Consider the following 26912-nt stretch of genomic DNA (forward strand, 5'->3'; position numbering starts at 1 on the left):
CCTTCATCCGAGCCTGCCTTGGCGCTACTACCCGCGCTCCCTGAAGGCGCTCAAGGAGGCCCTGCCGCGACTGCGGCTCTGTTTCTTGCGGCGTGGGCATCATGTTCTTGCCGCGCGGGCATCGTGCCGGGGTTCCGCGTCACGGATGCCCTCGGGGGCGCCGTTACGGATGCGTCGATCGCCGGACGGGCTTGGTTTCCGCAGCCCGACGGGCTTGATCTCCCGCCGGGCCCGGCCGGCGTGGTCGGGCTCGCGCGTTACGGCGTCAGCGGGGGGCGGGGGTTCTCGTCCGGCCGGGTGGAGTCCTCCTCGCGGATGACCTCGCCCTGGACGACCTTTCCGTCGGGCCTGTGCATACGGGCCTGCTGGAAGGCGTCGGAGAACCCGCCCGGGCTCGCCGCGCGCATCCGGCGTTCGAGCGAGCGCTCCGCGTACCTGCTGAGCGCCGACCGGACCGGCGGGACGAGCAGCAGCAGTCCGGCGACGTCCGAGATCATCCCCGGAATCATGATCAGCAGTCCTCCGAGCATCAGGAAGCCGTTGCCCCTGCTGCTCGGAGGTGTGGGCGAGGAACCGTCCGCACCCGGCTGCCCCGGCATCTGCTGAAGGGTCTCGGTGAGATTGCGGAAGGCGCGGCGGCCGGCGCTCTTCATCACCACGGCCCCCAGCACCACACCCGCGGCCAGGAGCAGCAGGACGGTGAACCCGCCCGCCACATCCGCCACCACGGTGAGCAGCCAGATCTCGAGCACCGCCCAGGCGGCGATGGCGAGAGGTACGAAGGTCCGGGCGCGGGAGCGCCGACGGGCGGTCGGGGGCGGTGTGCCGGTCGTCATGTCCCCAGTGTGCCTGGCCGCGCGTGCGGGCGCGGTAAGAGGGTGAGGATCATCCGGCCCGGGACCGGCCCGCGAGGGTCAGGGGGTCCGGCGGCCGAGCACCCGGTTCGTGCGGGTGGTGACGCCCCAGGCGGTCACCCGCCACAGCGCCTCGACGAGGATGTCCCGGCTCATCTTGGAGTCGCCGATCTCCCGGTCCACGAAGGTGATCGGGACCTCGACGACGTGATAGCCGGCCTCGATCGAACGGCGCGCCAGGTCCACCTGGAAGCAGTAGCCCTGCGAGGCGACCTCGTCGAGCCCGATCCCCTTCAGGGTCTCCGTGCGGAACGCCCGGTACCCCCCGGTGACGTCCCGCGTCCGGAGCCCCAGCATCAGCCGTGAGTACGTGCTGCCGCCGCGGGAGATCATCTCGCGGGACTTGGGCCAGTTGACCACGCGTCCGCCCGGCACCCAGCGGGAGCCCAGCACCAGATCGGCGCCCTTGAGGGCGGTGAGCAGCCGGGGCAGCTCCTCGGGCTGGTGGGAGCCGTCCGCGTCCATCTCGACGAGCACGCCGTAGTCGTGCTCCATCCCCCAGCGGAAGCCCGCGAGGTAGGCGGCGCCGAGCCCTTCCTTGCCCTTGCGGTGCAGGACATGGACCCGCTCGTCGGCTGCGGCCAGCTCGTCGGCGAGCTTGCCGGTGCCGTCGGGGCTGTTGTCGTCGGCGACGAGGATGTCGGCCTCCGGCACGGCGGCGCGCACCCGGGCGACGATCGGCTTGATGTTCTCGGCCTCGTTGTAGGTCGGAATGATCACCAAGGTTCTGCCGAGCGGGCCGTATCGCCGCTGACCGCCGTCGTTCACTAACTGCCCCTTAAGTCCGTACGCAGATGCACACCATATCCAGCGTGGCGGGCCTGCCGACCGACCCGGGCGGGCGCCTCGCGAAGTGGCGGCGGACAGAAGAGCGGAAGTACGGACAGAACTGCGGATCGGGGCCCGGCGTCCTTCGGGCCGACCTGGGACTCGCCGGCTGCGAGTCGACCTAGAGCCGTTGTCTACTGAACGTCCGGGCCCCACCCGGGTCGCACCCTCCGTCCGGCTGAAACCTTCCCTCGCCCCCGAGGCGCGGGCGCTGAACCTGGCTGTCAGTGGTGGCGCGCTGGTGCGGCGCACCACCCCGTGACTCAGCGGCGTTCGACGACTGCGTGGACGTTTAACCGGTCGGACGTCCTGTGGTGGACTCGGCCGAACCTACCGGCCGGTGGCCGCATTCTGTCAATAGTTGCCTGACCTGCGCCGTTTACCGAACTTGCCTGGTCAGTCCCGAAGATACCCAGGTCGTGGGAGAACCCGGGCACCTTCGATCGGCGGTACGAAATGTCCGCACGTCACTCGTTCGGCCTTACGTAGACCGTTTGTCCGAAGACGACGGTGCGCAGGCAGACCGGGAGTTCGGCCCCCGGGCTGAGGTCCGGCAGACCGGGCGTGCCCGACCTGGGATCGGTCGACCAGCGGGCGACCCGGTCGTCCGGGGCCTGGACCAGCAGTTCCTCGGTGCGCCAGACCGCGTAGTCGGCCGGGGCGCCGGGCACCAGGGTGCCGGCGTCGTCGCGGCCGACGGCCCGCCAGCCGCCCCTGGTGTGGGCGGTGAAGCCGGCCCGTACGGAGATCCGGTGCTCGGGCGTCCGGTGGAACGCCGCGGCCCGTACGGTCCCCCACGGGTCCAGCGGGGTCACCGGGCTGTCCGAACCGAAGGCAAGGGGCACACCGGCCCGCAGGAGGGCCGCGTACGGGTTGAGGGTCCTGGCCCGCCCGGCACCCAGCCGCTGGGCGTACATGCCCTCCTCACCGCCCCAGGCGGCGTCGAAGGCGGGCTGGACGGAGGCGGTGAGTCCGAGTTCCGCGAAAGCGGCGACGGTCTCGGGCGTGAGCATCTCGGCGTGTTCGATCCGGTGCCTCGCGGCGCGCACCCGGCCGAGGCCCACCTTCTCGGCAGCGGCCCTGACCCCGTCGGCGACCGCGGAGAGCGCCGCGTCCCCGATGGCGTGGAAACCCGCCTGCAGCCCGGCCTCGGTACAGGCGGCGACATGGGCGGCGATCTGTCCGGCGTCCAGGTGGGGGGTACCGGACAGCGGGGCGTCGGCGTACGGCTCGTGCAGGCAGGCGGTGTGCGAGCCGAGCGAGCCGTCGACGAAGAGGTCCCCGGCCGCGCCCACCGCACCGAGCTCCCGGATGCGCCGGGCGTCCTTCTCGTCGGCGACCTGTTCGGCCCAGTATCCGAAGACCCGCGGCCCCGGCTGTCCGGCCGCGAGCTTCAGCAGCGCGGTGAAGTCCTCCTCGTCGGAGATGTCCGGGCCTGCGCACTCGTGGACCGTGCCGATGCCCAGGGAGGCCGCGTGCCGCAGTGCGGCGCCCTGGGCCTCGGCGCGCTGCCGCGGTGAGACGGCACCGTGGGCGGCCGCGCGCACCGCGTGGTGGGCGGCGCCGGTCAGCGGTGCGTCGGGGTGGTATCCGGCCAGTGAGGCGATCCGCGGGACCAGGTCGAGCAGCGCGGTGCTGGCGACGGCCGAGTGCACGTCGATCCGGGGCAGGTAGACCGGCCGGCCGCCGGCCGCCGCGTCGAGCTCGGCTCGCGAGGGCGGGCGTTGCCCGGGCCAGCGCGTGGCGTCCCAGCCGTGTCCCAGGACCACACGGTCTGCGGGGTGCGCGGCCACGTACGTCCGCACCAGGCCGAGCGCCTCGTCGAGGGTGCGGGCACCGGAGAGGTCGAGGCCGGTGAGTGCGAGGCCGGTCGACGTGGTGTGGACATGGGCGTCGGTGAACGCCGGGGTGACCAGGGCCCCGTCGAGGTCGATGACCTCGTCGACGCCGGCGGCGAAGGCATCGGCGGCCCCCTCGGAGCCCACCCAGGCGACATGGCCCCGTTCGACCACCATGGCGGTGGCGAAGGGGTCGGCGGGGCTGTGGACGTCTCCACCGCGCAGCAGCACGGTGCGGTGTTCGCTCTGGGGGGCGGTGCTCTCGGTCATGGGGACCAGTCTCCCGCCTGCCGGGGCGCACCCCGTGCGCGGCCCCCTCAGATCTGCGGCGGCCGGGCCTCGTACGGGGTGGAGAGTACGACCGTGGTGCGCGTGGAGACACCGGCCAGCGAGCGGATCCGGGTGAGCAGGTGCTCCAGCTCAAGCGGGGTCGCGACGCGCACCTTGAGGATGTAGTTCTCGTCGCCCGCGACGCTGTGGCACGCCTCGAGCTCCGGAACACCGGCGAGCCGTTCCGCGATGTCGTCCGGGGCGCTCGGGTCGAAGGGCTTGACCGAGATGAACGCGGTCAGCGGCAGACCGACGGCCTCGGGGTCGACGACCGCGGCATAGCCCCGGATCACCCCGCGCTGCTCCAGCCTGCGGACCCGCTGATGAACGGCCGAGGTGGACAGGCCCGTGGCCTTGCCCAGGTCGGTGTAGCTCATCCGCCCGTCCTTGACGAGCAACTCCACGATTCGACGGTCCAGCTCCTCCATATGGATCAATCTATGGCCCCAAGTCCCTCCAGGCACAGCCGAAGGAGCCACCTGAGGGCACCTGCGGCAGGCATGTGACCAATGCCACAGGTTTACGGGTCGGTAGCCGAGCACCTCGCGGTTACGGCCGATCCGGCACGGGAAGTGCTTGCTGTGGTCGAGGCCGCGGCGCCTTGTCGGCCCACCCGAGGGGGGAATTTCCCATGCAGAGCCTGAAGCTCACCGGACGTACCGAACCGGAGCCCGTTGATCCTTTCGAGGACACCGCTCCCGACGCGTACGACACACTCGAGATGTACCGGGTCACCTGCCCGGACTGCGCGCAGCCGATCGCGCTCCTGGCGGACGAGGACGCCCTGCCGGAGCATGCGCGGTGCCCGACGCCGTGGAACCCGTTCGTGCTCACGGTGTGCGCCGGTACCGGCCGTGCGGCGTCGGAGGCGCGGGCCGCCGACGAGTCGCCCGAGGCCCAGGAGCAGGAGACGGCACTGCTGTTGACGCTCCCTCAGGGGCTCGACTGGCGGATGCAGCCCTTCTCGCACGCCGGCGGAGCGGGCTCGCGCCCGCTGCGGGTGCCGCACCAGCTCCGGCGCGACGCCGCCTGAGCCCGCCGCCCGCCCGCGCGGGACCGACGGCCGCCCGACAGGAACCTGTGCCCGCACCACGTCGGCCAGGCCGGCGTGGTGCGGGCAGTCGGCGGGCGCGGGGCGGGGCGCCGGGCCCCGCCGGGGAACCTGGCGAACGAGCGCCCGAATCGGCCGGACAGTGACCCTGTCCCGTCCCGCGGCGTTGGCCCGGCATGACCCTGCTGCACTCAACGGCCGGCCCCGGTCGCCGCCGTCTCGCCGCCCCGGCCTCCGAAGAATCGGTTCCGCAGCCCGGATCGTCACCGGCGCCGCAGTCCGAACCGCCCCGTCAGGCACCACGTCCGGTGCCCCATTCGACCGATCCGCCCATCTACCGTGCCCTGCTCAGGCACTGGGAGGGCACCGGCAGGACCCTGCCGGGCCGCCATGACCAGGAGTGGAACCGGATCATGACGACGCCCGTGTGGTCGGAGCGGCCGCTGCGGGTCAGCGCGTCTCAGGACCCGCGAGGTGGCGTGCGATGACCATGCGCTGGATCTGGTTGGTGCCTTCGACGATCTGCAGCACCTTGGCCTCGCGCATCAGCCGTTCCACGGGGAAGTCCAGCGTGTAGCCGTATCCGCCGAGCACCTGGACGGCGTCGATGGTGACCCGCATCGCGGCGTCCGTGCAGAACAGCTTGGCCATGGCCGCCTGCCGCGAGAAGGGGCTGCCCGCGTCACGCAGTCTGGCGGCCTCCAGGTAGAGCGCCCGGCCCGCCTCGATCTGCGTCGCCATGTCGGCGAGCATGAACCGCAGGCCCTGGAAGTCCGCGATGGGGCGGCCGAACTGTTCGCGCCCGGTGGCGTACGCGACGGCCTCGTTCAGAGCGGCCTGGGCTACCCCGATGGCACAGGCCGCGATGCCCAGCCGGCCGGAGTCGAGTGCGGACAGCGCGATGGCGAAGCCCTGCCCCTCCTCGCCGATGCGGCGCGTGTCCGGGACTCGTACGCCGTCGAAGTGGAGCTGGGCGGTGGGCGAACCCTTCATCCCCATCTTCTTCTCGGGGACCGCGGCGCTCAGCCCCGCGGCGTCCCCCGGAACGAGGAAGGCGGTGATCCCGCGGGCACCGTCGGCGCCGGTACGGGCCAGCACGGTGTAGAAGTCGGCTACGCCGCCGTGGGTGATCCAGGCCTTGGTCCCGGTGATGACCCAGTCCTCACCGTCCCGTACGGCCTTCGTGCGCAGCGAGGCGGCATCGGAGCCCGAGGCGGGCTCGGAGAGGCAGTAGGCGCCCAGCAGGCCGCCCGCGAGCATGGCCGGGAGGTGCTCGGCCTGCTGCTCCTTGGTGCCGTATCCGGCGACCGCATGGCAGGCCAGGGAGTGGACGCTCACGCCAAGGCCGACGGTGAGCCGGGCGGAGCCGAGTTCTTCGAGAGCCTGGAGGTACACCTCGTACGGCTGGTCGCCGCCGCCGTGGGCGGAGTCGTACGGAAGTCCGAGCAGGCCGGACTCGGAGAGCAGGGTGAAGACTTCGCGCGGGAAGGTGCCCGCGTCCTCCTCCTCGGCGGCCCGCGGCGCGATCTCCCGCTGGGCGATGTCGCGGACGAGCGCGATGAGCTGCCTGGACTCCTCGGTGGGCAGACGGCGTTCCACCAACTGCGGGGCACGGTCGGACATGACGGCGCTCTCCTCCCTGTCGGGCGTTGCGGCGGTCGCGCGCGCGGGGTGGTGAGCGGCGCCGCCGGGGGATCTCCGGGCGGGGCCCGAAAAGACTGCGGCCCAGCCGATGTTGCCCTCCCGGATTGCGAGAGGTGCCGGTCAGCGGCTGTGGCGGCTTGAGTATGCCCGATCGGACGGTATCCGTCACCGGGTGCCAGGACCTTCCGCGACGGCCACCGGACCCGGAGAGCGGAATTGGTCCGAACCATTGACCCCACTGGTCTAGTCCATCTACGGTTCCCTGCTAACCGGCTTTCCGCGTTCATGCCAACTCGGAATGGGCGCCGGAAGCCGGTCGTCCACCGGCAAGTCCCCTCCCCCACGAGGAGCAACGATGATCGGACTGCATCGCCCGGGAACCCGTCTCCGGGCGCTCGCCGCCGCCGCCTGTACCACCGCCCTGGGCGCCGCCCTGCTGGGCGCCGCGGGTACCGGATCCGCCGGCGCGGCCCCCGCCCACCTCCGGGCCGCGGCCCCCGCGGCAGCGCCCGCGGCCCCCACGGCGGCCGGCAGCAAGGTGGTCGGCTACTTCACCGACTGGGGCGTCTACGACCGGAATTACCACGTCAAGAACATCGAGACATCGGGCTCGGCCGACAAGCTCACGCACATCAACTACGCCTTCGGCAACGTCCAGGGCGGCAAGTGCACCGTCGGCGACTCCTACGCCGACTACGAGAAGACCTACACCGCGGACCAGTCGGTCGACGGGGTCGCCGACACCTGGGACCAGGACCTGGCCGGCAGCTTCAACCAGCTGCGCAAGCTGAAGAAGCTGCACCCGGACCTCAAGATCCTCTGGTCGTTCGGCGGCTGGACCTGGTCAGGTGGCTTCGGTGAGGCCGCGCAGAACCCCGCCGCGTTCGCCGACTCCTGCTACAGCCTGGTGGAGGACCCCCGGTGGGCCGATGTCTTCGACGGCATCGACATCGACTGGGAGTACCCCAACGACTGCGGTCTGACGTGCGACACCAGCGGCCGTGACGGCTACGGCAACCTGCTGTCCGCCCTGCGCTCCAAGTTCGGCACGGACAACCTGGTCACCTCGGCGATCAGCGCGGACGGCTCCGACGGCGGCAAGCTCGACGCCGCCGACTACGGCGGCGCGGCGCAGTACGTCGACTGGTACAACCCGATGACGTACGACTTCTTCGGCGCCTGGGACGCGAAGGGCCCGACGGCCCCGCACTCCCCGCTGACCTCCTACACGGGCATCCCCAAGGAGGGCTTCAACAGCGACGCGGCCATCTCCAAGCTGAAGGCGGCGGGCGTCCCCGCGTCGAAGCTGCTGCTCGGTATCGGCTTCTACGGTCGCGGCTGGAGCGGCGTCACCCAGGACGAGCCGGGCGGTACGGCGACCGGCGCGGCGCCGGGTACCTACGAGGCGGGCATCGAGGACTACAAGGTCCTGAAGAACAGCTGCCCCGCGACCGGCACCGTCGCGGGCACGGCCTACGCGCACTGCGGAACCGACTGGTGGAGCTACGACACCCCGGCCACCATCGGCACCAAGATGGAGTACAAGAACGAGCAGGGTCTCGGCGGCACGTTCCTCTGGGAGCTCAGCGGTGACACCACCGACGGCGAGCTCATCAAGGCGATCGACTGACGTCGGCACGGCGGACATGACCGGGGCGGGGGGCCGGGCGGGCTCACCGCCCCGGTCATGTCCGCCGCCAGGTCACATCAGGCCGAGCTGCGTGACGAACATGGCGATGACGACGACGAGCGTCCAGCCGAGGATCTGCTCCAGCAGGTTCGAGCGGTCCTCGGGCCCGCCGGTCCGCGCGCGGCGGCGGGCAGGGGTGGTGGTTGCGGCGGCAGTCGCGGTCATGGCATCTCGTTCGGTCGGCCGGCAGTGGGTGTCCCCCAGCGGGTGTCCCGCGAGGACCTGACCACAGTGCCAGCCGGACCGGCCCCCGGGGTAGAGACGTGCGTCACTGCCCCCGGGGAGCCGGGCCGCGTCAGCGGATCCCGACAGCGGCCAGAGCCCGGCGCTGGGCGGGCGTCGGGTGCGCGGGGAAGTACAGGTAGCAGACGCCGCCTGTGCCGGAGACCACACTGCCGCTCGCGTTGTAGCGCTTGGTGCGGAGCCAGATCGTCTCCCACTCGTGCCGCCGGTAGACGTGGCGCACGGCCTCGTCGTTCGGCGACGCGGGGTCGTTGGCGATCACATCGCCCTCGGCGGTGAAGCCGATCACCGTCATGAGGTGCCCCGAGGTGCCGTAGCCCGCGCCGGTCAGCTCCTCCTTGAGGAACGACTGAGACGTTATGGCCGGGATGCCGGCCCGGATCAGGGTCTCCAGGTCCTTCAGGGAGCCCAGCCGGGTCACCACGGCGCTCATGTCCTCGTAGGTGGCGGCGTAGGCGGCGTTGAACGGCCAGTTGCCGCAGCCCTCGTACTGGTTGTCGTACGTGAAGCGCGCCGCGTGGCAGACCTGCGGGTCCTGGAGCCCCGGCTCGACCCAGGAGAGGTCGTCGGCGGAGGGCTTGCGCCCCCAGTACTCGATGATCATCTGCGAGGAGGTGGGGCTGCACCAGGCCTCGCCGCCGTTGTCGTACTCGGGGTACTGCCCCACGTGCACGTTCTGCGAGTAGCGCGGTACCGGCAGTTCCCGGGCGAGCCCGGGGGTGGAGGCGGGCACGGTGAAGCGGTCGGGGATGTCCGAGGCCATCGCGCCCACCCGCCACACCGTGGGGGTGAGCCGGGTGCCCGGGGTGCGGTACAGGGTCAGCCGCAGCCGGTAGCTCTGGAGCCGGAGGCCGCTCGCCGCGTCGTCGACCGAGAAGGTGTCGGTCCAGATGGAGCTCTTGCCGTCGCTCTGGTCGTCGACGGAGGTGCGGCGGATGTCGCCGTCGCCCGCCGCCCAGCGGCCCATGACGTACCAGGGCGTGCCGGTGCCGTCCGAGTAGCCGCCCTGCAGTTCGATCTGGATCCAGGTGCCGGCCGGTGTGTCCGCGTTCCAGGACGCGATCACCTCGGTGGCGGGGACGGCGGAGCGGTGGACCGGCGAGGTCCAGGTCGCGTACTCCCAGGAGGCGGTCGTGCCGGTGTGCGGATCGGTGTAGTCGGTACGTCCCTGTGGATGACCGATCACCAGCCCCGCCCGGCGGCCGGCGACGGCCCGGGTTCCGGCGCCTGAACCACAGCGCCAGTCGGTGTACGTACTCCAGGAGTGGTTGTCCACGGGAGAGGCTGCCGCCGAAGGTGCGTGGTGCGGGGTACGGGACGGAGCGGCGGCCGCCGCGGAGGCGGTGGACGCCACCGCTCCGGCGCCGGCCGCTGCCGCGATGGCGGCGGTGAGCACTGTTCTGCGTGAGGTCGGACTGGGCATGGGCGAGACCCCCGGTCGTAAGCGGAATGGGGCTGCGGTGCACGACAGTGCGCCAACTATTGCGGGTCGCCCCCCGGTTCGGCCAGCGATTCCGCTCGTGCCGCAGCACCAATATTGGTCTCGACCACTGGCGTGACCTGCGACTGCTTCACGGCGGCTCGTACCCTGGGCGGATGGACGACCTCACGCGCCACGCCGCAGGGCTGCGCGCCCTGCCGCCGTCCTGCGGACCGGTCCGGCTGATCGCCGTCGACGGCCACGCGGGATCCGGCAAGAGCACCTTCGCCGCCCGGCTCGCGGCGGCGCTCGGCGGCACACCCGTACTGCACCTGGACGATCTGGCCACCCACGCCGAGTTCTTCGACTGGACGGACAGGTTCCGGGAGCAGGTCACCGGACCGCTCTCGATCGGGGAGCCCGCACGCTACGAGCGGTACGACTGGACGGCCCGGCGCTTCGGTCCGCCCCGCACCCTGGAGCCCGCCCCGGTTGTCCTGGTCGAGGGGGTCGGCGCCGGCCGACGCGCCCTGCGGCCTTTCCTCGCACACCTGTTGTGGATGGATCTGCCCGCCGAGGAGTCCTGGGAACGGGGCCGGCGAAGGGACGGGCCGGCCCTGACGGCGTTCTGGGACGACTGGATCGCTGCCGAACGGGCCCACTTCTCAGCCGATCCCTCCAGGCCCGCGGCCGATGCGCTGGTACGCCAGTTGCCTGTGGGATACGAGTGGCTACAGAGGTCTCCATCGACAGCAGGAGCGAACCATAACGTCACCCAAAGTGATCATCGGACACCGCCATACTGAGCAGTCGGAAATCGGTCCGGAAGTGCCTCAACTCTGCTTGACCCGGGGGCGGTACAGGTCTTACGTTCTCAATGTGCGGCTTTTCGGAGCCCCCGCAGACGCGAAGCCCCCGGTTGTTCCCCCGTGATCGGGGGCTTCGTTCTGTGCCCGGTGCATATTTCCGGCCGCCCTTCACCCCATTCCGCTCACCCTGGGTCACGGTCCTCCTTGAGCCTGCGGCGCCCTTAGTCGGACACTCCCTGCGCAGGTACGATGCCTCTCGGTGCGGTCAATTCCCGTCCACGGCACAGTGATTCGGCATGCTTCGGCGTGCGGTCGTGCGGCGGGACATCCTGGGGGCACGGTTTGTGGGGGACCTGATGGACATCGGCACGCAGGGCGCGCAGGCCCCGGCCGACCTCGCCTGGCTGCGCGGCGTGGACGCCTACACGATGGGCGCCTATCCGCAGGCCGAAGAGGAATTCAGAACCGCGGCGCGGCTCGATCCCGGCATGGCGGACGCCTGGCTGGGCCTCCACGCGCTGCGGGTCGACACGACGACGGCGCTGTTGCACATGTACCGCCATCGCGACCGCTTCGGAGAACAGCGCGGCCGTCACCGCCGCACCCTGAACTCCTGGTACTGGCTGGGCTGGTGGGTACAGCCGGTGCTGGAGAGCCCACGCGATCTGCTGCTGGCGCACGCCTCGCACTGGCTGGACGGACGCCATGTGGCCGAGCTGGACCGGGCACTGGCCGGGCTGCCGCCGGTGGACGCCGACGCGCAGGTCCGCTTCCTGCACGCCTGCCGGTCCTATCTGGTCAAGGACTGGGATCAGCTCGTGCGCCATACGGAGCAGCTGATCGACGATCCGCTGCTGGGCATCGAGGCGGGGCTCTTCGGCGGAATGGCGCGGGTGCGGCTGGAGATGTACGGGCAGGCCGAACCGCTGCTCTCCACGGCGTTGATGCGCTGCCGCAGCGAGCAGCCGCAGCGCAAGGAGCTTCGCTACTGGCTGGCCCGTGCGCACGAGGGCACCGGCCGCAGTGCGGCCGCGCTGCCCCTGTACCGGGCCGTGCACCGGATCGACCCGGCGTTCATGGACACCTCCGCGCGGCTGGCCGCGATCGCGGACTACGACGGTCTCGACGGCTCCGACGAGGTGTCCGGGCTGGCCGCCGTGTCCCTGACCGGTCTGGGTGCCGACGGCACCTTCGCGGAGAGCCAGCCCGACGGCGACTCGGCGCTGGGCACCGATCTGGTGGACGGCCGCGAGCTGCGCCCCGGCGGCGAACCGCAGGATCTGCCGGGGGTCGGGGTGCCGTCGCCGCCCGGCGGGGCGCGGCAGAAGACCGCGGTCCCCGGGCAGTCCGCGCCGCAGGCCTTCCCGGCCGGCCCCAGCGATCCGGTGCTGCTCGCCGCAGCACTGGCGGAGCTGGAGCGGATGGTGGGGCTGGAGCCGGTGAAACGGCAGGTCAAGGCCTTGTCCGCGCAGCTGAACATGGCGCGGCTGCGGGCCGGCCAGGGGTTGCCCGTGCAGCCGCCGAAGCGGCATTTCGTCTTCTCCGGACCGTCCGGCACCGGGAAGACCACGGTGGCCCGCATCCTGGGCCGGGTGTTCTACGCGCTGGGCCTGCTCGGCGGAGACCATCTGGTCGAGGCCCAACGAGCCGACCTGGTCGGCGAGTTCCTGGGGCAGACCGCGGTGAAGGCGAACGAGCTGATCGACTCCGCACTGGGTGGTGTGCTGTTCGTCGACGAGGCGTACAGCCTGTCGAACACGGGTTACAGCAAGGGCGACGCGTACGGGGACGAGGCCCTGCAGGTCCTCCTCAAGCGCGCCGAGGACAACCGGGACCACCTCGTCGTCATCCTGGCGGGCTACCCGGAGGGCATGGACCGGCTGCTGGCCACCAATCCCGGGCTGTCCTCGCGGTTCACGACGCGGGTGGACTTCCCCAGCTACCGCCCGCTGGAGCTCACCTCGATCGGTGAGGTGCTGGCCGCGGAGAACGGGGACGTGTGGGACGAGGAGTCGCTGGACGAGCTGCGTTCGATCAGCGGGCACGTCGTCGATCAGGGCTGGCTCGACGAGCTGGGCAACGGTCGGTTTCTGCGCACGCTGTACGAGAAGAGCTGCGCGTACCGGGATCTGCGGCTCTCGGGGTACGCGTCGGAGCCGAATCGGGACGATCTGGCGACGCTGCGGCTGCCGGATCTGATGCAGGCGTACGGCGAGGTGTTGTCGGGGCGTAGGCCGCCGGCCGGGTAGGCGGAGCGGGGCCGGTGGCCCCGTTCGACGCGCCGTCCTCGAGCGCCGGACGGGCTGGTAGGTGTCCCCGATCGCCGGACGGGCGACGGGTGCCCTCGATCGCCGGGGGGCCCGGTTCCGTCCGGCGGGCTTGACCTGCCCGGGCGGGTTCGAGTGGCCAGTCCGGCGATCGAGGGTTGTGCGCGGGTCAGACGGCCAACGCCGTGAGTTCGTCCGGGTCCGGCTTCTTCTCCTCGGTGCGGCGGGGTTCGGAGATCCGATGGGACGGGTCGCGCACCTCGCCCACCAGCATCTCCAGCACGTCCTCCATGGCGACCAGCCCCAGTACACGGCCCGAGGCGTCGGCCACCTGGGCCAGGTGCGTCGCAGCGCGGCGCATCACGGTCAGGGCGTCGTCCAGCGGGAGTTCGGCCCGTACCGTCGCCATCGGGCGCCACACGTGCTGCGGGACCGCCCGCTCCCGGTCCTCCAGATCGAGGACGTCCTTGACGTGCAGGTAGCCCATGAACGGGCCGCCGCCCTCCGCGCAGACGGGGAACCGCGAGTAGCCCGTGCGCACTGTGAGCTCCTCGATCCGGTGCGGGGTGGCGGACGGGTCGACCGTCACCAGTGAGGCCCGGCTGAGCAGCACGTCGGTGACGGGCCTGCTGCCCAGCTCCAGGGCGTCCTCCAGCCGTTCCTGCGCGTCCGGCTCCAGGAGCCCGGCCTGTCCGGAGTCCTCGACGAGCCGGTTGAGCTGCTCGCTGGTGAACACGGCCTCCACCTCGTCCTTGGGTTCGACGCCGAAGAGCCGGAGCACCAGCCGGGCGCAGGCGCCCAGCGCGGAGGTGACCGGCCGGCAGAGCCGTGCGAAGCCGACCAGGCCGGGGCTGAGCCACAGAGCGGTCTTCTCCGGGGCCGCCATCGCCAGGTTCTTCGGGACCATCTCGCCGATGACGAGGTGGAGGAAGACGACGAAGACCAGCGCCAGCACGTAGCCGAGCGGATGGATGAGGCCATCGGGCAGATGGACCGCGTGGAAGACCGGCTCCAGGATCTGGGCGACGGTCGGTTCCGCGACGGCACCGAGGGTCAGTGAGCAGACGGTGATGCCGAACTGGGCGGCGGCCATCATCTGCGGCAGGTTCTCCAGGCCGTGGAGCACCTGCCGGGCCCGGCTCGAACCGGTTGCCGCGAGCGGTTCGATCTGGCTGCGGCGCACGGAGACGAGTGCGAACTCGGCCCCGACGAAGAAGCCGTTCGCGAGGACCAGGAGTCCGGCGAAGAGCAACTGGACCAGGCTCATCGCGCGGCCTCCAGGACGCCGCGGGCCGCCGGCTCGGCGGTGGCCGGGTCGAAGGCCCCGGCCAGCCGCACGAAGCGGACCTTCTCGGCCCGGTAGTGGCCGACCTGGCGGACCGAGATCCGCCAGCCGGGCAGTTCTGCCCGGTCGCCGGGGGCCGGGATCCGGCCCAGCAGATCGGCGACCAGACCGGCCACCGTCTCGTACGGGCCGTCGGGTACGTCGAGTCCTATCCGCCGCAGGGTGAGTACCCGGCAGCTGCCCTCGGCGTCCCAGGAGGGCCTGCCGTCCTCGGGGGCCGCGGGGGCCAGCTCGGGGCGGTCGGCGCCTTCGGCGTCGTGCTCGTCCCTGACCTCGCCGACGAGCTCCTCGATGATGTCCTCGAGGGTGACGACACCGGCGGTGCCGCCGTACTCGTCGACCACGACGGCGATCGGCTGCTCCTTGCGCAGCCGCTGGAGGAGCTGCTCGACGGGCAGGGTCTCGGGCACCAGCAGCGGGGGCACCGCGATCCGCCCGGCGGGCGTCCGCAGCCGGTCCCTGGCCGGGACGGCGAGCGCGTCCTTGAGGTGGATCATGCCGACGACCTCGTCGATGCGTTCCCGGTAGACGGGGAAGCGGGAGAGGCCGGTGGCCCGGGTGAGGTTGAGTACGTCCGCCGCGGTGGCGGAGGACTGGAGGGCGCTGACCTTCACGCGCGGGGTCATGACGTGCTGGGCGGTGAGCCCGGCGAGCGACAGACTCCGTACGAAGAGGTCAGCGGTGTCCTGTTCGAGGGTGCCGGCCTCGGCCGAGTGCCGGGCGAGGGAGACCAGCTCCCCCGGGGTGCGGGCGGAGGCCAGCTCGTCGGTCGGTTCCACGCCGAGGAGCCGCACCAGCCGGTTGGCGACGGTGTTCAGCAACCCGATCACCGGCCGGAAGACGACGGTGAAGCGGTGCTGGGGACCGGCGACGAACCGGGCGACCTGGAGGGGCTTGGAGACCGCCCAGTTCTTCGGTACGAGTTCGCCGATCACCATCTGGACGGCGGCCGCGAGGAGCATGCCGATCACCACGCTGATGCCGGGGACGGCACCGTCGGGGAGGCCGGTCAGGGTGAGGGGGCTCTCCAGCAGCTGGGCGAGCGCGGGCTCGGCGAGCATGCCCACCACCAGGGAGGTGATGGTGATGCCGAGCTGGGTGCCGGAGAGCTGGAAGGAGAGTTCGCGCAGGGCGTCGACGACGGTACGGGCCCGCCGGTCGCCCTCGGCGGCGGCGCGCTCGGCGTCCGCCCGTTCCACGGTGACAAGCCCGAATTCGGCTGCCACGAAGAACCCGTTGGCGAGGATGAGAAGGAATGCCGCACTGAGAAGCAGCAGGGGGGTGGTCATGCCGCCGCCTCCACGGAAGGGGCGGCGCAGGTACTACCGGAAGATCCGTCCATTGCTGGAGGGAGTCACTCCTTGGGTCGCAGGAAAGCCCCGCGGGCCTGGATGGCCGTCTGGTGCGGGGCGGGGCGCGCACAGGGCGCCGCCGCCCTCCAGAGTAATCAACAAGAGGCCGTACGGGGCAGGGGGCTCAGCCGTTGTCCGTGCCCGTGCCGTGGTTCTCGGCGAGGGCACGGAGTGCACGGGCGTCACGAATGGCCTGCTCCTTGGCGATTCCGGGCTGGATGCCGAGGGCGGGCATGCTGGTGCCGTCGCTGAGGTCGAGGAAGACCCAGGGATCGCCGACACGCAGGTTGACGCGCACGATCTCCGCCCAGGACAGCCGCCGGGTGCGCGTGAGATTGACCACGGTCACCCCGCTGTCGTCCGCGACGATCTTGGGACGGCTGAGCAGCGCGAGGACGCCGAGGAAGACCAGCGCCGTGAAGACGAAGCTGGTCCGCTCCCCCGCGCTGAGCTGTTCCAGGGTGAGGGCGACGACGGTGATGACGGCGAACATCACCACCCCGACGCTCAACAGGACCACCCGGGTGCGGGTCGGCCGGAAGGTGAGCGGAAGGGCGGGGGGTTCGGTCCGGGGCGCGGGGGCTGACATGGTCTTCTTCCGTGTCCGGCCGTCAGAGCCGGCAGGCGTGGATGGCCGTGGTGAGGATGGCGCGGGCGCCGAGCTCGTACAGGTCGTCCATGATCCGCTGCGCCTCCTTGGCGGCGACCATGGAGCGGACGGCGACCCAGCCCTCGTGGTGCAGCGGGGAGATGGTCGGCGACTCCAGGCCCGGGGTGAGGGCGACCGCGCGCTCCAGGTGCTCGACGCGGCAGTCGTAGTCCATCATCACGTAGCTGCGGGCGACCAGGACGCCCTGGAGCCGGCGCAGGAACTGCTGCACCTTGGGGTCGTCGACCGGGGCGCCGGTGCGCCGGATGACGACCGCTTCCGACTTCATGATCGGCTCGCCGATGACCTCGAGGCCGGCGTTGCGCAGGCTGGTGCCGGTCTCGACGACGTCGGCGATGATCTGCGCGACACCGAGCTCGATGGCGGTCTCGACGGCACCGTCCAGGTGGACGACGGAGGCGTTGACGCCCACGTCGGCCAGGTGCTTGGCGACGATGCCCTCGTAGGAGGTGGCGATCGTCAGTCCGTCGAAGTCCTGCGGGCCCTCGGCCGTGCCGGGCTTGGTGGCGTAGCGGAAGGTCGAGCGGGCGAAGCCGAGCTGGAGGATCTCCTCGGACTCGGCTCCGGAGTCCAGCAGCAGGTCGCGGCCGGTGATGCCGATGTCGAGGCGGCCCGAACTGACGTAGATCGCGATGTCGCGGGGCCGCAGGTAGAAGAACTCCACCTGGTTCTCGGGGTCGACGAGGACGAGCTCCTTGGACTCCTTGCGCTGCTGGTAACCCGCCTCATGGAGCATCGCCATCGCAGGCCCTGAGAGTGAACCCTTGTTGGGGACGGCGATGCGCAGCATGAGGTCGGGTTTCCTTTGCGAAAGGGGTGTGGAACTTCGGGCGGTGCGGGGGCCGTGCTCAGAGATGGGCGTAGACGTCGTCGAGCGAGATTCCGCGCGCGACCATCATCACCTGGACGTGGTACAGCAGCTGGGAGATCTCCTCGGCCGCCGCGTCCTTGCTCTCGTGCTCGGCGGCCATCCAGACTTCGGCGGCCTCCTCCACGACCTTCTTGCCGATGGCATGCACGCCCTTGTCCACCAGTTCGGCGGTGCGGGAGGTGGAGGGGTCGCCGTTGGCGGCCTTGAGCTGCAGCTCGGCGAAGAGCTCTTCGAAGGTTTTGTTCGCCATGATGTCCTTAGAATACGGGGTCCCGGACCCGCACTCAGCGCCAGGGTTCGCTGACCGAGCGCAGTGTGGTGGCGGTGGCGACGGCGGCGGTGACCGCTTCGTGCCCCTTGTCCTCGTTGGACCCCTCGATGCCCGCCCGGTCGAGCGCCTGCTCCTCGGTGTCGCAGGTGAGGACGCCGAAGCCGACGGGCACGCCGGTGTCGACCGCGACCTGGGTCAGACCGTTGGTGACGCCGTGGGACACGTATTCGAAGTGCGGGGTGCCGCCGCGGATGATCACGCCGAGGGCGACGATCGCGTCGTAGCCCCGTCCGGCGAGCACCTTGGCGACGACCGGGAGCTCGAAGCTGCCGGGGACCCTCAGCAGGGTCGGCTCGTCGATGCCCAGCTCGTGCAGGGCGCGCAGGGCGCCGTCCACGAGTCCGTCCATGACCTTCTCGTGCCACTGCGCGGCGATGACCGCCACACGGAGGTCACCGCAGTTGCGTACGGACAGTTCGGGTGCGCCCTTGCCGCTCATGTCTCTCCTACCGCTCGTTTCCTCAGGTGACTGCTGGGAGTGCCAACGGGTCACTGGTTGCCGCAGGTCGACACCGTGGCGGCGTCGAGCCAGGGCAGGTCGTGGCCCATGCGGTCGCGCTTGGTGCGCAGGTACCGCAGGTTGTGTTCGCCGGCCTGGACGGGCATCGGTTCCCGCCCGGTGACGGACAGGCCGTGCCGCAGGATCGCGGCGGTCTTCTCGGGGTTGTTCGTCATGAGGCGCAGGCTGTGGACGCCGAGGTCCTTGAGGATCTGGGCGCCGGCCGCGTAGTCCCTGGCGTCGGCGGGCAGGCCGAGCTCCAGATTGGCGTCGAGGGTGTCGACGCCGCGCTCCTGGAGTTCGTAGGCGCGCAGCTTGGAGACCAGCCCGATGCCCCGGCCCTCGTGGCCGCGGAGGTAGACGACGACGCCACGGCCCTCGTCGGTGATGCGCCGCATGGAGGCGTGCAGCTGGGGGCCGCAGTCGCAGCGCTCGGACTGGAAGATGTCGCCGGTCAGGCATTCGGAGTGGACCCGGACCAGGACGTCCTCACCGTCCGAGATGTCTCCGTGGACCAGGGCCACGTGCTCGACGCCGTCAACGGTGGAGCGGTAGCCGTAGGCGGTGAACGCCCCGAAGTCCGTCGGCAGCCGCACCTCGGCCTCACGGCGCACGGTCGGCTCGGAGGTACGCCGGTAGGCGATCAGGTCCTCGATGGAGATGATCGTGAGCCCGTGCTTGCGGGCGAACGGGACGAGCTGCGGCAGGCGCAGCATGACGCCGTCCTCGCCGGCGATCTCGACGATCGCCCCGGCGGGCCGCAGTCCTGCGAGCCGGGCGAGGTCGACGGCGGCCTCGGTGTGGCCGTTGCGCACGAGCACCCCGCCGGTGCGGGCGCGCAGCGGGAAGACGTGGCCGGGGCGTACGAAGTCACCGGGGCCGGCCGTACCGCCGGCCAGCATCCGCAGGGTGGTGGCCCGGTCGGCGGCGGAGATGCCGGTGGTCACGCCGTGCGCGGCCGAGGCGTCGACGGAGACGGTGAAGGCGGTCTTCATCGACTCGGTGTTGTGGTCGACCATCTGCGGGAGTTCGAGCCGTTCCAGCTCGTCGTTCTCCATGGGCGCGCAGATGAGTCCGCGGCACTCGCTCATCATGAAGGCGACGATCTCGGGAGTGGCCTTCTCGGCCGCGATGACGAGGTCGCCCTCGTTCTCGCGGTCCTCGTCGTCGACGACCACGACGGGCCGGCCTGCGGCGATGTCACGGATGGCCTGCTCGACGGGGTCGAGGGCGAGGTCCTCGGCGGGCGCGTGGTGTTCCCGGTGCAACCAGGTGGGCTGGGCAGTCATGCCGTGGCTCCTTCCAGAGCGGGTGTCCGCGTACGCAGCCACCAGTCGCGCATGCCCCACAGGACGAGGGCCCCGTAGACGACGTAGATGAGACCGGAGAAGGCGAGACCGCTGTGGAAGTTGAGCGGTACGCCGACGAGGTCGACGAGGAGCCAGGCGAACCAGAACTCGACCATGCCGCGGGCCTGGGCGAGCATCGCCACGAGGGTGCCGGCGAAAATGTACGCGTCCGCCCACGGGCTCCAGGAGAGCGAGGGGAAAGCGGTGAACAGGCCGCCGACCGCGAGGGTGCCGACGGCGGCTCCGCCGAGCAGGTAGCCGCGCTCGCGCCAGCTGGCGAACCGTACGGCGATGGAGCCGTCCTGGGCCTGCTGACGGCCCCTGGTCCACTGCTGCCAGCCCCAGACGGCCACGGCGATGACGATGACCTGCTTTCCGACGCTGCCCGCCTGGTGCACGGAGACGTTGGCGGCCACCAGTACGGCGCCGGACAGCAGCTGGGCGGGCCACGTCCAGATCGAGCGGAGCCAGCCCAGGGTCAGGGCGATCAGACCGATCGTGTTGCCGATCATGTCGGACCAGATGATGTGCTGGTCGAAGACGGTGAACGCCTCCGAGTTCAGCCAGTGCAGGGCACTCACTTCGCCGGCCCCCCGGGTTCCTGCGCGGAGTTGCCGAGCAGCCGCTCGACGTACTTCGCGATGACGTCCACCTCGAGGTTGACCGGGTCGCCGGGCTCCTTGTGGCCGAGCGTGGTCAGGGCGAGGGTGGTGGGAATGAGGCTGATGGTGAAGTAGTCGGGTCCGGCGTCCACCACGGTCAGGCTCACGCCGTCGACGGTGATCGACCCCTTCTCCACCACGTACCGGGTGAGCTCCGCGGGGAGGGAGATCTTCACGATCTCCCAGTTCTCGGAGATCTTGCGCTCGACGATGCGGCCCGTGCCGTCCACGTGCCCCTGCACGATGTGCCCGCCGAGCCGGCCGCCGACCGCCATGGGCCGCTCCAGGTTGACCCGGGAGCCGGTGCGCAGTGCGCCCAGGCTGGACCGGTTCAGCGTCTCGGCCATCACATCGGCGGTGAAGTCCTGCTCGCCGAGGTCCACGACCGTCAGACACACGCCGTTGACGGCGATCGAGTCGCCGTGCTTGGCGCCCTCGGTGACCACGGGACCGCGCAGGCGGAATCGGGAGGCGTCGCCGAGGTTCTCGACGGCGGTGACCTCACCCAGTTCTTCGACAATTCCGGTGAACACTCAGTTTCCCTTCGGGGCAGGGCCGGGGACAGCGGTGATGCGCAGATCGGGGCCGATTCGCACGGTCTCGGTCACATGGAGGCGCAACGCCTCGGCGATGGTGGAGATTCCGGCGTCGGCGAGGGCCGCGGGGCCGGCGCCGAGGAGCACGGGGGCGAGATAGCCGACGACCCTGTCGACCAGTCCCGCCGCGACGAAGGCCCCGGCCAGGGTCGGGCCGCCTTCGAGCAGTACGGAGCGGACGCCGCGCCCGTGCAGGGCGGCGAGCAGTGCGACGAGATCGAGTCCGGGACCGGCGTGGGCACGCGGCAGCCGCAGGACGGCTCCTTCGGGGAGATGAGCGGCGTCGGCGTCCTCGGCGACCGCGATCAGGGTGGGCGCCACGTCGTCGAGGACCCGGGCGCCGGGCCGTACGGCGGTGGCGGTGGTGTCGACGACGACCCGCAACGGCTGGACCGCGCCGTCGATGCCGCGTACTCCGAGCTGGGGGTCGTCGGTACGGGCCGTCCCGGCACCGGCCACGACGGCGTCCGCCTCGGCGCGCAGCCGGTGGACGTCGGCGCGGGACTCGGCCGAGGTGATCCAGCGGCTGGTGGCGTCGGCGGCCGCGATCCGGCCGTCCAGGGTCGCCGCGTACTTCCACGTGACGTGCGGCCGGCCGAGGCGCATCGCGGTCAGCCAGGCGGCGTTGCCCTGCTCGGCCTCTTCGGCGAGGAGCCCCTGCTCCGCCCGCACCCCGGCGGCGCGCAGGGTGTCGGCGCCGCCGGTGGCCTGCGGGTTCGGGTCGCCGACCGCGTACACGACGCGGCCGATCCCGGCCTCGACGAGCGCCTGGGCGCAGGGGCCGGTGCGTCCGGTGTGGTTACAGGGTTCGAGGGTGACGTAGGCGGTACCGCCGCGGGCCTTCTCGCCGGCCGCGCGCAGGGCGTGGATCTCGGCGTGCGGGCCCCCTGCGCGCTGGTGGAAGCCCTCACCTGCCGGTCGTCCCGTCGCGTCGAGCACGACGCATCCGACGACCGGGTTGGGGCTGGTGGAGCCGAGACCGCGGGCTGCGAGCGCGATGGCTCGGCGCATTGCGGTGATGTCGGCTGCGGTGTCCACCGGGTCCTCCTGCCTCTTCGGGCACGGACTCCGGGGCCTGTCGATGACGACAGATGAAGCGGAACGCTGTACGGGGACGCCGGATGCCGGAAAAACGGATGGATCGGTTGCCCGAAACCATCCGCCGACGGCGGCGTACCCGCGAAACGGCCCGCCGCGCACTGCCTCCCATCCGGACTTTAACCGTCGGTCCAGGAATCCCACCTGGTCAACCGGCCGCTGGATGCGGACGGGTCGCGGACTATAACCGCCGGTTCGGAATTGCACCGACCCCGGAGTGCGCTGCTGCTGGTACACGATCAGTGTGCCACGAGTGGGCGTGGCCCATACGGGTGAACGCTGTGGAGTGGCTCACAGACAGCCGGTGACAAGCCCTGTTTCCGCCATTTCCCCTGCGCGGGTCCTGGGTCCTGGGGCGCGGGTCCTGGGACGCGGGGTTCCGTCCTCAATCGCCGGACGGGCTTGGTTTGTGCGGGTTTCCCCGTGGGGTGCGCGTGTCTGTCCGGTGGGTGGGGGTCCGGGGTCCCTCCGGGGCGTCTCCTCGAACGACGAACGTGCGGCGGGTACGTGAGGGGGGCCGGGTATCTGTTCGTCGTCCTGCGGGGACTCCCCTGCACGCCCCCGGACCCGGCCGCCGTGCGTCTGCGACCGTCGTCGGGCCGGTGTGCGGACGCGATTCAAGCCCGACCGGCGATTCCCGCGCCGTCACACCCCCGGCGCGAACAACGCCTCCTGCGCCGCCTCCCGCGCCGCGAGCAGCGCACCCCGCAGCACCGCCGTCCCGCCGAGCAGTCCCGCCCTGACCTCCGTGCGCAGCGGGGACATCATGGCCAGCCGTTCCTCGACCCGCCCGGCCAGCGCGTCGCCGCCCGCGTGGCCGACCTCGCCCGACAGCAGGACACACCCGGGGTCGAGGACGGAGGCGACGGCCGCCGCACCCAGGGCCAGCCGGTCGGCGAGCCTGTCGAGGAACGCCTCGCTCTCGCCCGCCCCCGCGAGCGCCGCTCGCACGGCCGCGGCCGCCCCCGGTTCCTGGCCGTCGGCCGGGGCGGAGATCCCGTGTTCGGCGGCCAGTTCGCAGAGCGCCACCGAACCCGCCAGGGAGTGGAACCCTCCGTCGCAGTTGACGGCCGACGGGATGCCGATGGTGCCGGGGACCGGCAGGAAGCCGATCTCGCCCGCACCGCCGGAGGCTCCGCGGCGCAGCTTCCCGTCCAGCATGACGGCCGCCCCGACACCGTGCCCCAGCCACAGCAGGACGAAGGTGTCGTGGTCGCGGGCGGCTCCGACGCGGTGTTCGGCGACGGCCGCGAGGTTGGTCTCGTTCTCGACGAGTACACCGGCGGGCAGCCGCTGCTGGAGCGCCCGGACCAGTCGGCGGTGCCAGGCGGGCAGCCCGGTGGTGTCGCGGAGTTCCCCGGTGACCGGGTCGACCAGGCCGGGCGCGCCGATGCCGACGCTGTGCAGTGGCGCGGTGCCTGCCCTCAGCGCGGTGCGCTCCAGCAGGGCGACGGCCTGTTCGACGGCGTCGTCGGTGGCGGTCTCGGTGCCGATCGGCAGGGTCGCCTCGGCCAGTGTCGCGCCCAGAAGGTCGGCGACGACCACGGCCACGCTGTCGGTACGTACGTCGAGGGCCGCCAGGTGGGCGCGGTCGGCGACGATCCCGTAGAGCCGGGCGTTGGGCCCGCGGCGCTCGGCTCCGGCTTCGCCGACCACCCGGATCAGGCCCGCTCCCTGAAGCCGTTCGACCAGGTCGGCGACCGTGGGCCGGGAGAGTCCGGTCAGGGTCTTCAGCTGCGTGGCCGTCAGCGGGCCGTCCTGCTGGAGGAGCCGCAGGGCGAGCCGGTCGTTGATGGCCCGGGCGGTGCTCGGTGATGCGGGCATGCCGGGATCCTTCCAGACCGCAGCCTCAGTCGATGCCGGGCACGGCCTATTTATCAGGCAGGGTTCCTGATAGTTTACTGCCCGCATCGTGGAGAAGGACGCCGGGGAGCGTCGGGAACCGCAGCATCGGAGCGTTTCCAGGGAGGGCACGGCGGTCATGACGACGGATTCCACAGCAACGGTCTTCGGAACGGAACAGGTGAGGCGCGCCAGGTACGCCGTCGCCGCGGTCTTCGCCGTGCACGGCGCGGTGACGGGCAGCTTCGCCACGCGGGTGCCGTGGATCCAGGACCATGCCGGGGTCAGCGCCGGACAGCTCGGCATAGCCCTGGCCTTCCCGGCGATCGGCGCCTCGCTCGCGATGCCGCTGGCCGGTACGGTCAGCCACCGCTTCGGCGCCCGGACCGCGCTGCGCGGACTGCTGATGCTGTGGACCCTCGCCCTGATCCTGCCCTCGCTGGCCCCGAATCTGCTGACGCTGTGCGGGGCGCTCCTGGTGTACGGGGCGTCGGCGGGCATGTCGGACGTGGCGATGAACGCGCTGGGCGTGGAGGTGGAGAACCGCCTCGACAAGTCGATCATGTCCGGGCTGCACGGGATGTGGAGCGTGGGCGCGCTGATCGGTTCGGCGGCGGGCACCGTGGCGGCCCATCTGGGTGCCGACGCGCGGCTGCACCACATGATCGCCGCCCTCACCCTGACCGCGCTCGGTCTGATCGCCTGTCAGCGGGTGCTGGATCTGCGCAGCGAACCGGACGCGGAGCCGCCGCCGCGCTTCGCCCTGCCGCCGAAGTCGGCCCTGATCATCGGCGCGGTAGGTTTCTGCGCGGTGTTCGCCGAGGGGGCCAGCCTGGACTGGTCGGCGGTCTACCTCCGGGACGTCCTGGACAGTTCCGCCGGGCTCGCGGCTGCGTCGACGACCGCGTTCGCGCTGACCATGGCGGTCGCGCGGATCGCCGGTGACCGGGTCGTCGACCGTTTCGGCGCGGTGCGGACCGTACGGACCGGCGGCGTCCTCGCGACGGTCGGCGGGGTCATGGTGGTCACCGCTCCGAACGCGGCGCTGGCGATGAGCGGCTTCGGGCTGATGGGCCTCGGCATCGCCGTGGTCGTACCGCTCGCCTTCGCGGCGGCCGGGCGCAGCGGACCGAATCCGAGCCAGGCGATCGCGGGTGTCGCGACGATCACGTACACCTCGGGTCTGATCGCCCCTTCGGCCATCGGTTCCCTGGCGGAGGCCACGTCACTGGTCGTCTCGTTCGGTGTGGTGTCGGTGCTGGCGTTCGGGCTGGTGCTCGGCGCCGGGGTGCTGCGGGCGGGTGACCGCAGGACGGTGTCGTCGGTGGAGGCCGCCGTGCCGGGCGCCGCGCCTGCCGAGCCGCGCCCCTGAGCCGTCCGGCCCATCGAGCGGAGTGACTCCTGGGGCGCGTCGAGGACCGTCCGATGGCGGCGCCCGGTGGCTGCCGCCGCTGTGGTGACCAGGCCGGACAGAGCCGGGAAGACCGTCGTGCCCGACCGTGTGACGGCCGGAGGCACGACCGCATCCCGGCCGGAGGCTCGGCAGGGTCCGGCACTAACATGGCGCTGATCTTTTCCGCGGTCCGCGCCGTGTCCCGTCTGGCACCGGCCTCCGCATCTACACACAGGGAGCGACCATGGGCCTCGGCGTGCGCTGGACCTTGCACGGCGATGGGAAGACCCCCGCACCGGGAGCCGTGGTCCGCCCGGACGAACGGCTCTCCTGGCCCCGTACGTTCGGGCTCGGCGCCCAGCACGTGGTCGCGATGTTCGGGGCATCCTTCGTCGCGCCGGTGCTGATGGGTCTCGACCCGAACCTGGCGATCATGATGTCGGGTGTCGCGACGGCCATCTTCCTGCTGGCCACGCGCGGACAGGTGCCCAGCTATCTGGGCTGTTCGCTCTCCTTCGTCGGGGTCGCCGCGACCATCCGGGCCAGTGGCGGCAGCAGCGCCGTGGTCACCGGTGCGGTGTTCGTGGTCGGTGCGGTGCTCTTCCTCGCCGGTGTCGCGGTGCAGCGGTTCGGCGCCCGGATCATCCACGCGGCGATGCCACCGGTGGTGACGGGTGCGGTCGTGATGCTGATCGGCTTCAACCTGGCGCCGGTGACCGCGTCGACGTACTGGCCGCAGGACCAGTGGACCGCCCTGCTGGTCATGTTGTTCACCGGCCTGGCCGTGGTGTGTCTGCGCGGCTTCCTCTCCCGTATCGCGATCTTCCTCGGCCTGGTCTTCGGCTACGTGCTGTCCTGGGTCCTGGACCGGATCTTCGGGAAGATCCACTCAACCGCGGGCGGCGCCGAGGCCGTGGACCACTGGCGGCTGGATCTGTCGGGCGTCTCGAAGGCCGACTGGATCGGGCTGCCGACCTTCCACGCTCCGAGCTTCGAATGGTCGGCGATCCTGGTCGCGCTGCCCGTCGTCATCGCACTGATCGCCGAGAACGCCGGCCATGTGAAGGCCGTCGGCGAGATGACCGGCCGTTCCCTGGACGGCAAGCTGGGTACCGCGATCGCCGCGGACGGCGCCGCCTCGATGCTGTCGACCGCGGTGGGCGGCCCGCCGAACACCACTTACTCGGAGAACATCGGCGTGATGGCCGCGACCCGGGTCTACTCCACCGCCGCCTACTGGGCGGCAGCCTGCTTCGCCCTGCTGTTCGGCCTCTGCCCCAAGTTCGGGGCGGTGGTCGCCGCCATCCCCGGCGGCGTCCTCGGCGGCATCACCGTCATCCTCTACGGCATGATCGGCCTGCTCGGCGCCCAGATCTGGCTCAACGCCAAGGTCGATCTGCGCAATCCGCTGAACCTGGTGCCGGCCGCGGCGGGCATCATCATCGGCGTCGGCGGGGTCAGTCTCAAGGTCACCGACAACTTCGAGCTGAGCGGTATCGCACTCGGAACCATCGTCGTGATCACCGGTTACCACGTGCTGCGCGCCTTCGCGCCCGCCCATCTGAAGACGCAGGAGCCCCTGCTGGATTCGGGAACGTCCGCGTACGACGAGAAGCCGCCGGCCGACGGCTCCTGAGCGGCGCCCGGCAGTCGGAAGCAGTCGCCGTACGGGTGGACCGCGCCCGGCGCCGTGACCATGGCCCGTACGGAGTCGGCCGTGGCGTGCAACGGCCGTGCTTTCCCCACGTGTTCCGTCACCTGCCGTGCGTCCGTCAGCGGGGTGGGGAGCGCGGCCCGCACCGAGAAGAGCGGCCGTCTCGCGTTGTACGAGCGGTGCAGCGCGACCACCTCCGCGGCGTCCTGCGAGGTC

At 71.4% G+C, this 26912-nt stretch carries 25 protein-coding genes and 1 riboswitch; of the genes, 7 read left to right on the forward strand and 18 right to left on the reverse strand.

What is annotated here, in order from left to right; all coding sequences use genetic code 11:
• Positions 1–257 precede the first annotated feature (257 nt).
• Both fxsA and ACFVJX_RS31515 read right to left on the reverse strand, forming a co-directional pair.
• Positions 258–836 carry an FxsA family membrane protein gene (gene fxsA, locus ACFVJX_RS31510; protein WP_384134938.1) on the reverse strand — a complete coding sequence of 193 codons (579 nt, stop codon included), beginning with the start codon at positions 834–836 and terminating at the stop codon, positions 258–260.
• A gap of 78 nt (positions 837–914) precedes the next feature.
• Complete coding sequence (locus tag ACFVJX_RS31515; protein ID WP_384134941.1) at positions 915–1682, reverse strand: polyprenol monophosphomannose synthase; 768 nt, start codon at positions 1680–1682, stop codon at positions 915–917.
• A gap of 190 nt (positions 1683–1872) precedes the next feature.
• Here ACFVJX_RS31515 and ACFVJX_RS31520 point away from each other — a divergent pair, with 190 nt between their 5' ends.
• Positions 1873–2004, forward strand: a complete 132-nt coding sequence (locus ACFVJX_RS31520; protein ID WP_384134943.1) for a hypothetical protein — start codon at positions 1873–1875, stop codon at positions 2002–2004.
• Positions 2005–2209: 205 nt separating this feature from the next.
• Here ACFVJX_RS31520 and ACFVJX_RS31525 read toward each other — a convergent pair whose 3' ends face one another.
• Positions 2210–3850 carry an amidohydrolase gene (locus ACFVJX_RS31525; protein WP_384134946.1) on the reverse strand — a complete coding sequence of 547 codons (1641 nt, stop codon included), beginning with the start codon at positions 3848–3850 and terminating at the stop codon, positions 2210–2212.
• A 47-nt stretch (positions 3851–3897) separates the two neighbouring features.
• On the reverse strand, positions 3898–4338 hold the full coding sequence (locus ACFVJX_RS31530; RefSeq protein ID WP_384134949.1) for an Lrp/AsnC family transcriptional regulator: 441 nt from the start codon (positions 4336–4338) through the stop codon (positions 3898–3900).
• 203 nt (positions 4339–4541) lie between these two features.
• On the opposite strand from ACFVJX_RS31530, the gene ACFVJX_RS31535 reads away from it, so the two are divergent.
• Complete coding sequence (locus ACFVJX_RS31535; protein WP_384134952.1) at positions 4542–4943, forward strand: hypothetical protein; 402 nt, start codon at positions 4542–4544, stop codon at positions 4941–4943.
• Between the two features lie 468 nt (positions 4944–5411).
• On the opposite strand, the gene ACFVJX_RS31540 is transcribed toward ACFVJX_RS31535, so the two are convergent.
• Complete coding sequence (locus ACFVJX_RS31540) at positions 5412–6584, reverse strand: acyl-CoA dehydrogenase family protein (protein ID WP_384134955.1); 1173 nt, start codon at positions 6582–6584, stop codon at positions 5412–5414.
• 376 nt (positions 6585–6960) lie between these two features.
• Between ACFVJX_RS31540 and ACFVJX_RS31545 the strand changes: the two genes are divergently transcribed.
• Entirely contained in the window at positions 6961–8235 is a 1275-nt protein-coding gene (locus ACFVJX_RS31545; RefSeq protein WP_384134957.1) for a glycoside hydrolase family 18 protein, read from the forward strand.
• A 72-nt stretch (positions 8236–8307) separates the two neighbouring features.
• Here the strand turns inward: ACFVJX_RS31545 and ACFVJX_RS31550 are convergent, their stop codons facing one another.
• Together ACFVJX_RS31550 and ACFVJX_RS31555 are read right to left on the reverse strand one after the other, a co-directional pair.
• Positions 8308–8460, reverse strand: a complete 153-nt coding sequence (locus tag ACFVJX_RS31550) for an SCO1431 family membrane protein (RefSeq protein ID WP_384134959.1) — start codon at positions 8458–8460, stop codon at positions 8308–8310.
• A gap of 130 nt (positions 8461–8590) precedes the next feature.
• Entirely contained in the window at positions 8591–9961 is a 1371-nt protein-coding gene (locus ACFVJX_RS31555; RefSeq protein WP_384134962.1) for a peptidase C39 family protein, read from the reverse strand.
• Between the two features lie 173 nt (positions 9962–10134).
• On the opposite strand from ACFVJX_RS31555, the gene ACFVJX_RS31560 reads away from it, so the two are divergent.
• Both ACFVJX_RS31560 and ACFVJX_RS31565 read left to right on the forward strand, forming a co-directional pair.
• Positions 10135–10764 (forward strand): uridine kinase, encoded by a 630-nt coding sequence (locus tag ACFVJX_RS31560; RefSeq protein ID WP_384134965.1) that lies wholly within the window; start codon positions 10135–10137, stop codon positions 10762–10764.
• Between the two features lie 359 nt (positions 10765–11123).
• Positions 11124–13016: an AAA family ATPase gene (locus ACFVJX_RS31565; RefSeq protein ID WP_384135016.1), complete on the forward strand. Its 1893-nt coding sequence runs from the start codon at positions 11124–11126 to the stop codon at positions 13014–13016.
• A gap of 187 nt (positions 13017–13203) precedes the next feature.
• On the opposite strand, the gene ACFVJX_RS31570 is transcribed toward ACFVJX_RS31565, so the two are convergent.
• From ACFVJX_RS31570 to ACFVJX_RS31620, 11 genes are all read right to left on the reverse strand, one after another.
• On the reverse strand, positions 13204–14301 hold the full coding sequence (locus ACFVJX_RS31570) for a hemolysin family protein (protein WP_384134968.1): 1098 nt from the start codon (positions 14299–14301) through the stop codon (positions 13204–13206).
• Entirely contained in the window at positions 14298–15668 is a 1371-nt protein-coding gene (locus ACFVJX_RS31575) for a hemolysin family protein (protein WP_384134970.1), read from the reverse strand. Before ACFVJX_RS31575 ends, ACFVJX_RS31570 begins: the two co-directional genes overlap by 4 nt.
• A 187-nt stretch (positions 15669–15855) precedes the next feature.
• Positions 15856–16320 (reverse strand): PH domain-containing protein, encoded by a 465-nt coding sequence (locus tag ACFVJX_RS31580; protein ID WP_384134973.1) that lies wholly within the window; start codon positions 16318–16320, stop codon positions 15856–15858.
• A gap of 22 nt (positions 16321–16342) precedes the next feature.
• Positions 16343–17191, reverse strand: a complete 849-nt coding sequence (gene hisG / locus ACFVJX_RS31585; protein ID WP_384134975.1) for an ATP phosphoribosyltransferase — start codon at positions 17189–17191, stop codon at positions 16343–16345.
• A 58-nt stretch (positions 17192–17249) separates the two neighbouring features.
• Positions 17250–17522 (reverse strand): phosphoribosyl-ATP diphosphatase, encoded by a 273-nt coding sequence (locus ACFVJX_RS31590; protein ID WP_018524273.1) that lies wholly within the window; start codon positions 17520–17522, stop codon positions 17250–17252.
• A gap of 34 nt (positions 17523–17556) precedes the next feature.
• A complete protein-coding gene (ribH, locus tag ACFVJX_RS31595) occupies positions 17557–18042 on the reverse strand; it encodes a 6,7-dimethyl-8-ribityllumazine synthase (protein ID WP_024493156.1) in 486 nt (161 codons plus the stop codon).
• Positions 18043–18092: 50 nt separating this feature from the next.
• A complete protein-coding gene (locus ACFVJX_RS31600; protein WP_384134980.1) occupies positions 18093–19391 on the reverse strand; it encodes a bifunctional 3,4-dihydroxy-2-butanone-4-phosphate synthase/GTP cyclohydrolase II in 1299 nt (432 codons plus the stop codon).
• The gene (locus tag ACFVJX_RS31605; RefSeq protein WP_384134983.1) at positions 19388–20032 is read right to left on the reverse strand and encodes a nicotinamide riboside transporter PnuC; all 645 of its coding nucleotides are present in this window, start codon (positions 20030–20032) and stop codon (positions 19388–19390) included. Before ACFVJX_RS31605 ends, ACFVJX_RS31600 begins: the two co-directional genes overlap by 4 nt.
• Positions 20029–20646, reverse strand: coding sequence for a riboflavin synthase (locus tag ACFVJX_RS31610; RefSeq protein WP_384134986.1), 618 nt, complete (start codon positions 20644–20646; stop codon positions 20029–20031). The genes ACFVJX_RS31605 and ACFVJX_RS31610 overlap by 4 nt, the downstream gene beginning before the upstream one ends.
• A complete protein-coding gene (ribD, locus tag ACFVJX_RS31615) occupies positions 20647–21747 on the reverse strand; it encodes a bifunctional diaminohydroxyphosphoribosylaminopyrimidine deaminase/5-amino-6-(5-phosphoribosylamino)uracil reductase RibD (protein ID WP_384134988.1) in 1101 nt (366 codons plus the stop codon).
• A gap of 154 nt (positions 21748–21901) precedes the next feature.
• Positions 21902–22032: riboswitch (FMN riboswitch) on the reverse strand.
• 420 nt (positions 22033–22452) lie between these two features.
• Positions 22453–23631: an ROK family protein gene (locus ACFVJX_RS31620; protein WP_384134990.1), complete on the reverse strand. Its 1179-nt coding sequence runs from the start codon at positions 23629–23631 to the stop codon at positions 22453–22455.
• A 157-nt stretch (positions 23632–23788) separates the two neighbouring features.
• Between ACFVJX_RS31620 and ACFVJX_RS31625 the strand changes: the two genes are divergently transcribed.
• Positions 23789–25021, forward strand: a complete 1233-nt coding sequence (locus ACFVJX_RS31625) for an MFS transporter (RefSeq protein ID WP_384134993.1) — start codon at positions 23789–23791, stop codon at positions 25019–25021.
• 265 nt (positions 25022–25286) lie between these two features.
• Complete coding sequence (locus tag ACFVJX_RS31630; protein ID WP_384134996.1) at positions 25287–26678, forward strand: uracil-xanthine permease family protein; 1392 nt, start codon at positions 25287–25289, stop codon at positions 26676–26678.
• Positions 26679–26912: the final 234 nt, after the last annotated feature.

The organism is Streptomyces sp. NPDC127177, from assembly GCF_042672475.1.
GTDB lineage: Bacteria > Actinomycetota > Actinomycetes > Streptomycetales > Streptomycetaceae > Streptomyces.

Excerpts from the sequence above, each read along its gene's own strand:
- ACFVJX_RS31540 (WP_384134955.1), bottom strand. The coding sequence starts at position 6,584 with ATGTCCGACCGTGCCCCGCAGTTGGTGGAACGCCGTCTGCCCACCGAG.
- ACFVJX_RS31545 (WP_384134957.1), top strand. The coding sequence starts at position 6,961 with ATGATCGGACTGCATCGCCCGGGAACCCGTCTCCGGGCGCTCGCCGCC.
- ACFVJX_RS31580 (WP_384134973.1), bottom strand. The coding sequence starts at position 16,320 with ATGTCAGCCCCCGCGCCCCGGACCGAACCCCCCGCCCTTCCGCTCACC.
- ACFVJX_RS31530 (WP_384134949.1), bottom strand. The coding sequence starts at position 4,338 with ATGGAGGAGCTGGACCGTCGAATCGTGGAGTTGCTCGTCAAGGACGGG.
- ACFVJX_RS31590 (WP_018524273.1), bottom strand. The coding sequence starts at position 17,522 with ATGGCGAACAAAACCTTCGAAGAGCTCTTCGCCGAGCTGCAGCTCAAG.
- ACFVJX_RS31620 (WP_384134990.1), bottom strand. The coding sequence starts at position 23,631 with ATGCCCGCATCACCGAGCACCGCCCGGGCCATCAACGACCGGCTCGCC.
- ACFVJX_RS31550 (WP_384134959.1), bottom strand. The coding sequence starts at position 8,460 with ATGACCGCGACTGCCGCCGCAACCACCACCCCTGCCCGCCGCCGCGCG.
- ACFVJX_RS31555 (WP_384134962.1), bottom strand. The coding sequence starts at position 9,961 with ATGCCCAGTCCGACCTCACGCAGAACAGTGCTCACCGCCGCCATCGCG.
- ACFVJX_RS31630 (WP_384134996.1), top strand. The coding sequence starts at position 25,287 with ATGGGCCTCGGCGTGCGCTGGACCTTGCACGGCGATGGGAAGACCCCC.
- ACFVJX_RS31600 (WP_384134980.1), bottom strand. The coding sequence starts at position 19,391 with ATGACTGCCCAGCCCACCTGGTTGCACCGGGAACACCACGCGCCCGCC.
- ACFVJX_RS31535 (WP_384134952.1), top strand. The coding sequence starts at position 4,542 with ATGCAGAGCCTGAAGCTCACCGGACGTACCGAACCGGAGCCCGTTGAT.
- ACFVJX_RS31575 (WP_384134970.1), bottom strand. The coding sequence starts at position 15,668 with ATGACCACCCCCCTGCTGCTTCTCAGTGCGGCATTCCTTCTCATCCTC.
- ribH (WP_024493156.1), bottom strand. The coding sequence starts at position 18,042 with ATGAGCGGCAAGGGCGCACCCGAACTGTCCGTACGCAACTGCGGTGAC.
- ACFVJX_RS31560 (WP_384134965.1), top strand. The coding sequence starts at position 10,135 with ATGGACGACCTCACGCGCCACGCCGCAGGGCTGCGCGCCCTGCCGCCG.
- hisG (WP_384134975.1), bottom strand. The coding sequence starts at position 17,191 with ATGCTGCGCATCGCCGTCCCCAACAAGGGTTCACTCTCAGGGCCTGCG.
- ACFVJX_RS31570 (WP_384134968.1), bottom strand. The coding sequence starts at position 14,301 with ATGAGCCTGGTCCAGTTGCTCTTCGCCGGACTCCTGGTCCTCGCGAAC.
- ACFVJX_RS31525 (WP_384134946.1), bottom strand. The coding sequence starts at position 3,850 with ATGACCGAGAGCACCGCCCCCCAGAGCGAACACCGCACCGTGCTGCTG.
- fxsA (WP_384134938.1), bottom strand. The coding sequence starts at position 836 with ATGACGACCGGCACACCGCCCCCGACCGCCCGTCGGCGCTCCCGCGCC.
- ACFVJX_RS31565 (WP_384135016.1), top strand. The coding sequence starts at position 11,124 with ATGGACATCGGCACGCAGGGCGCGCAGGCCCCGGCCGACCTCGCCTGG.
- ACFVJX_RS31625 (WP_384134993.1), top strand. The coding sequence starts at position 23,789 with ATGACGACGGATTCCACAGCAACGGTCTTCGGAACGGAACAGGTGAGG.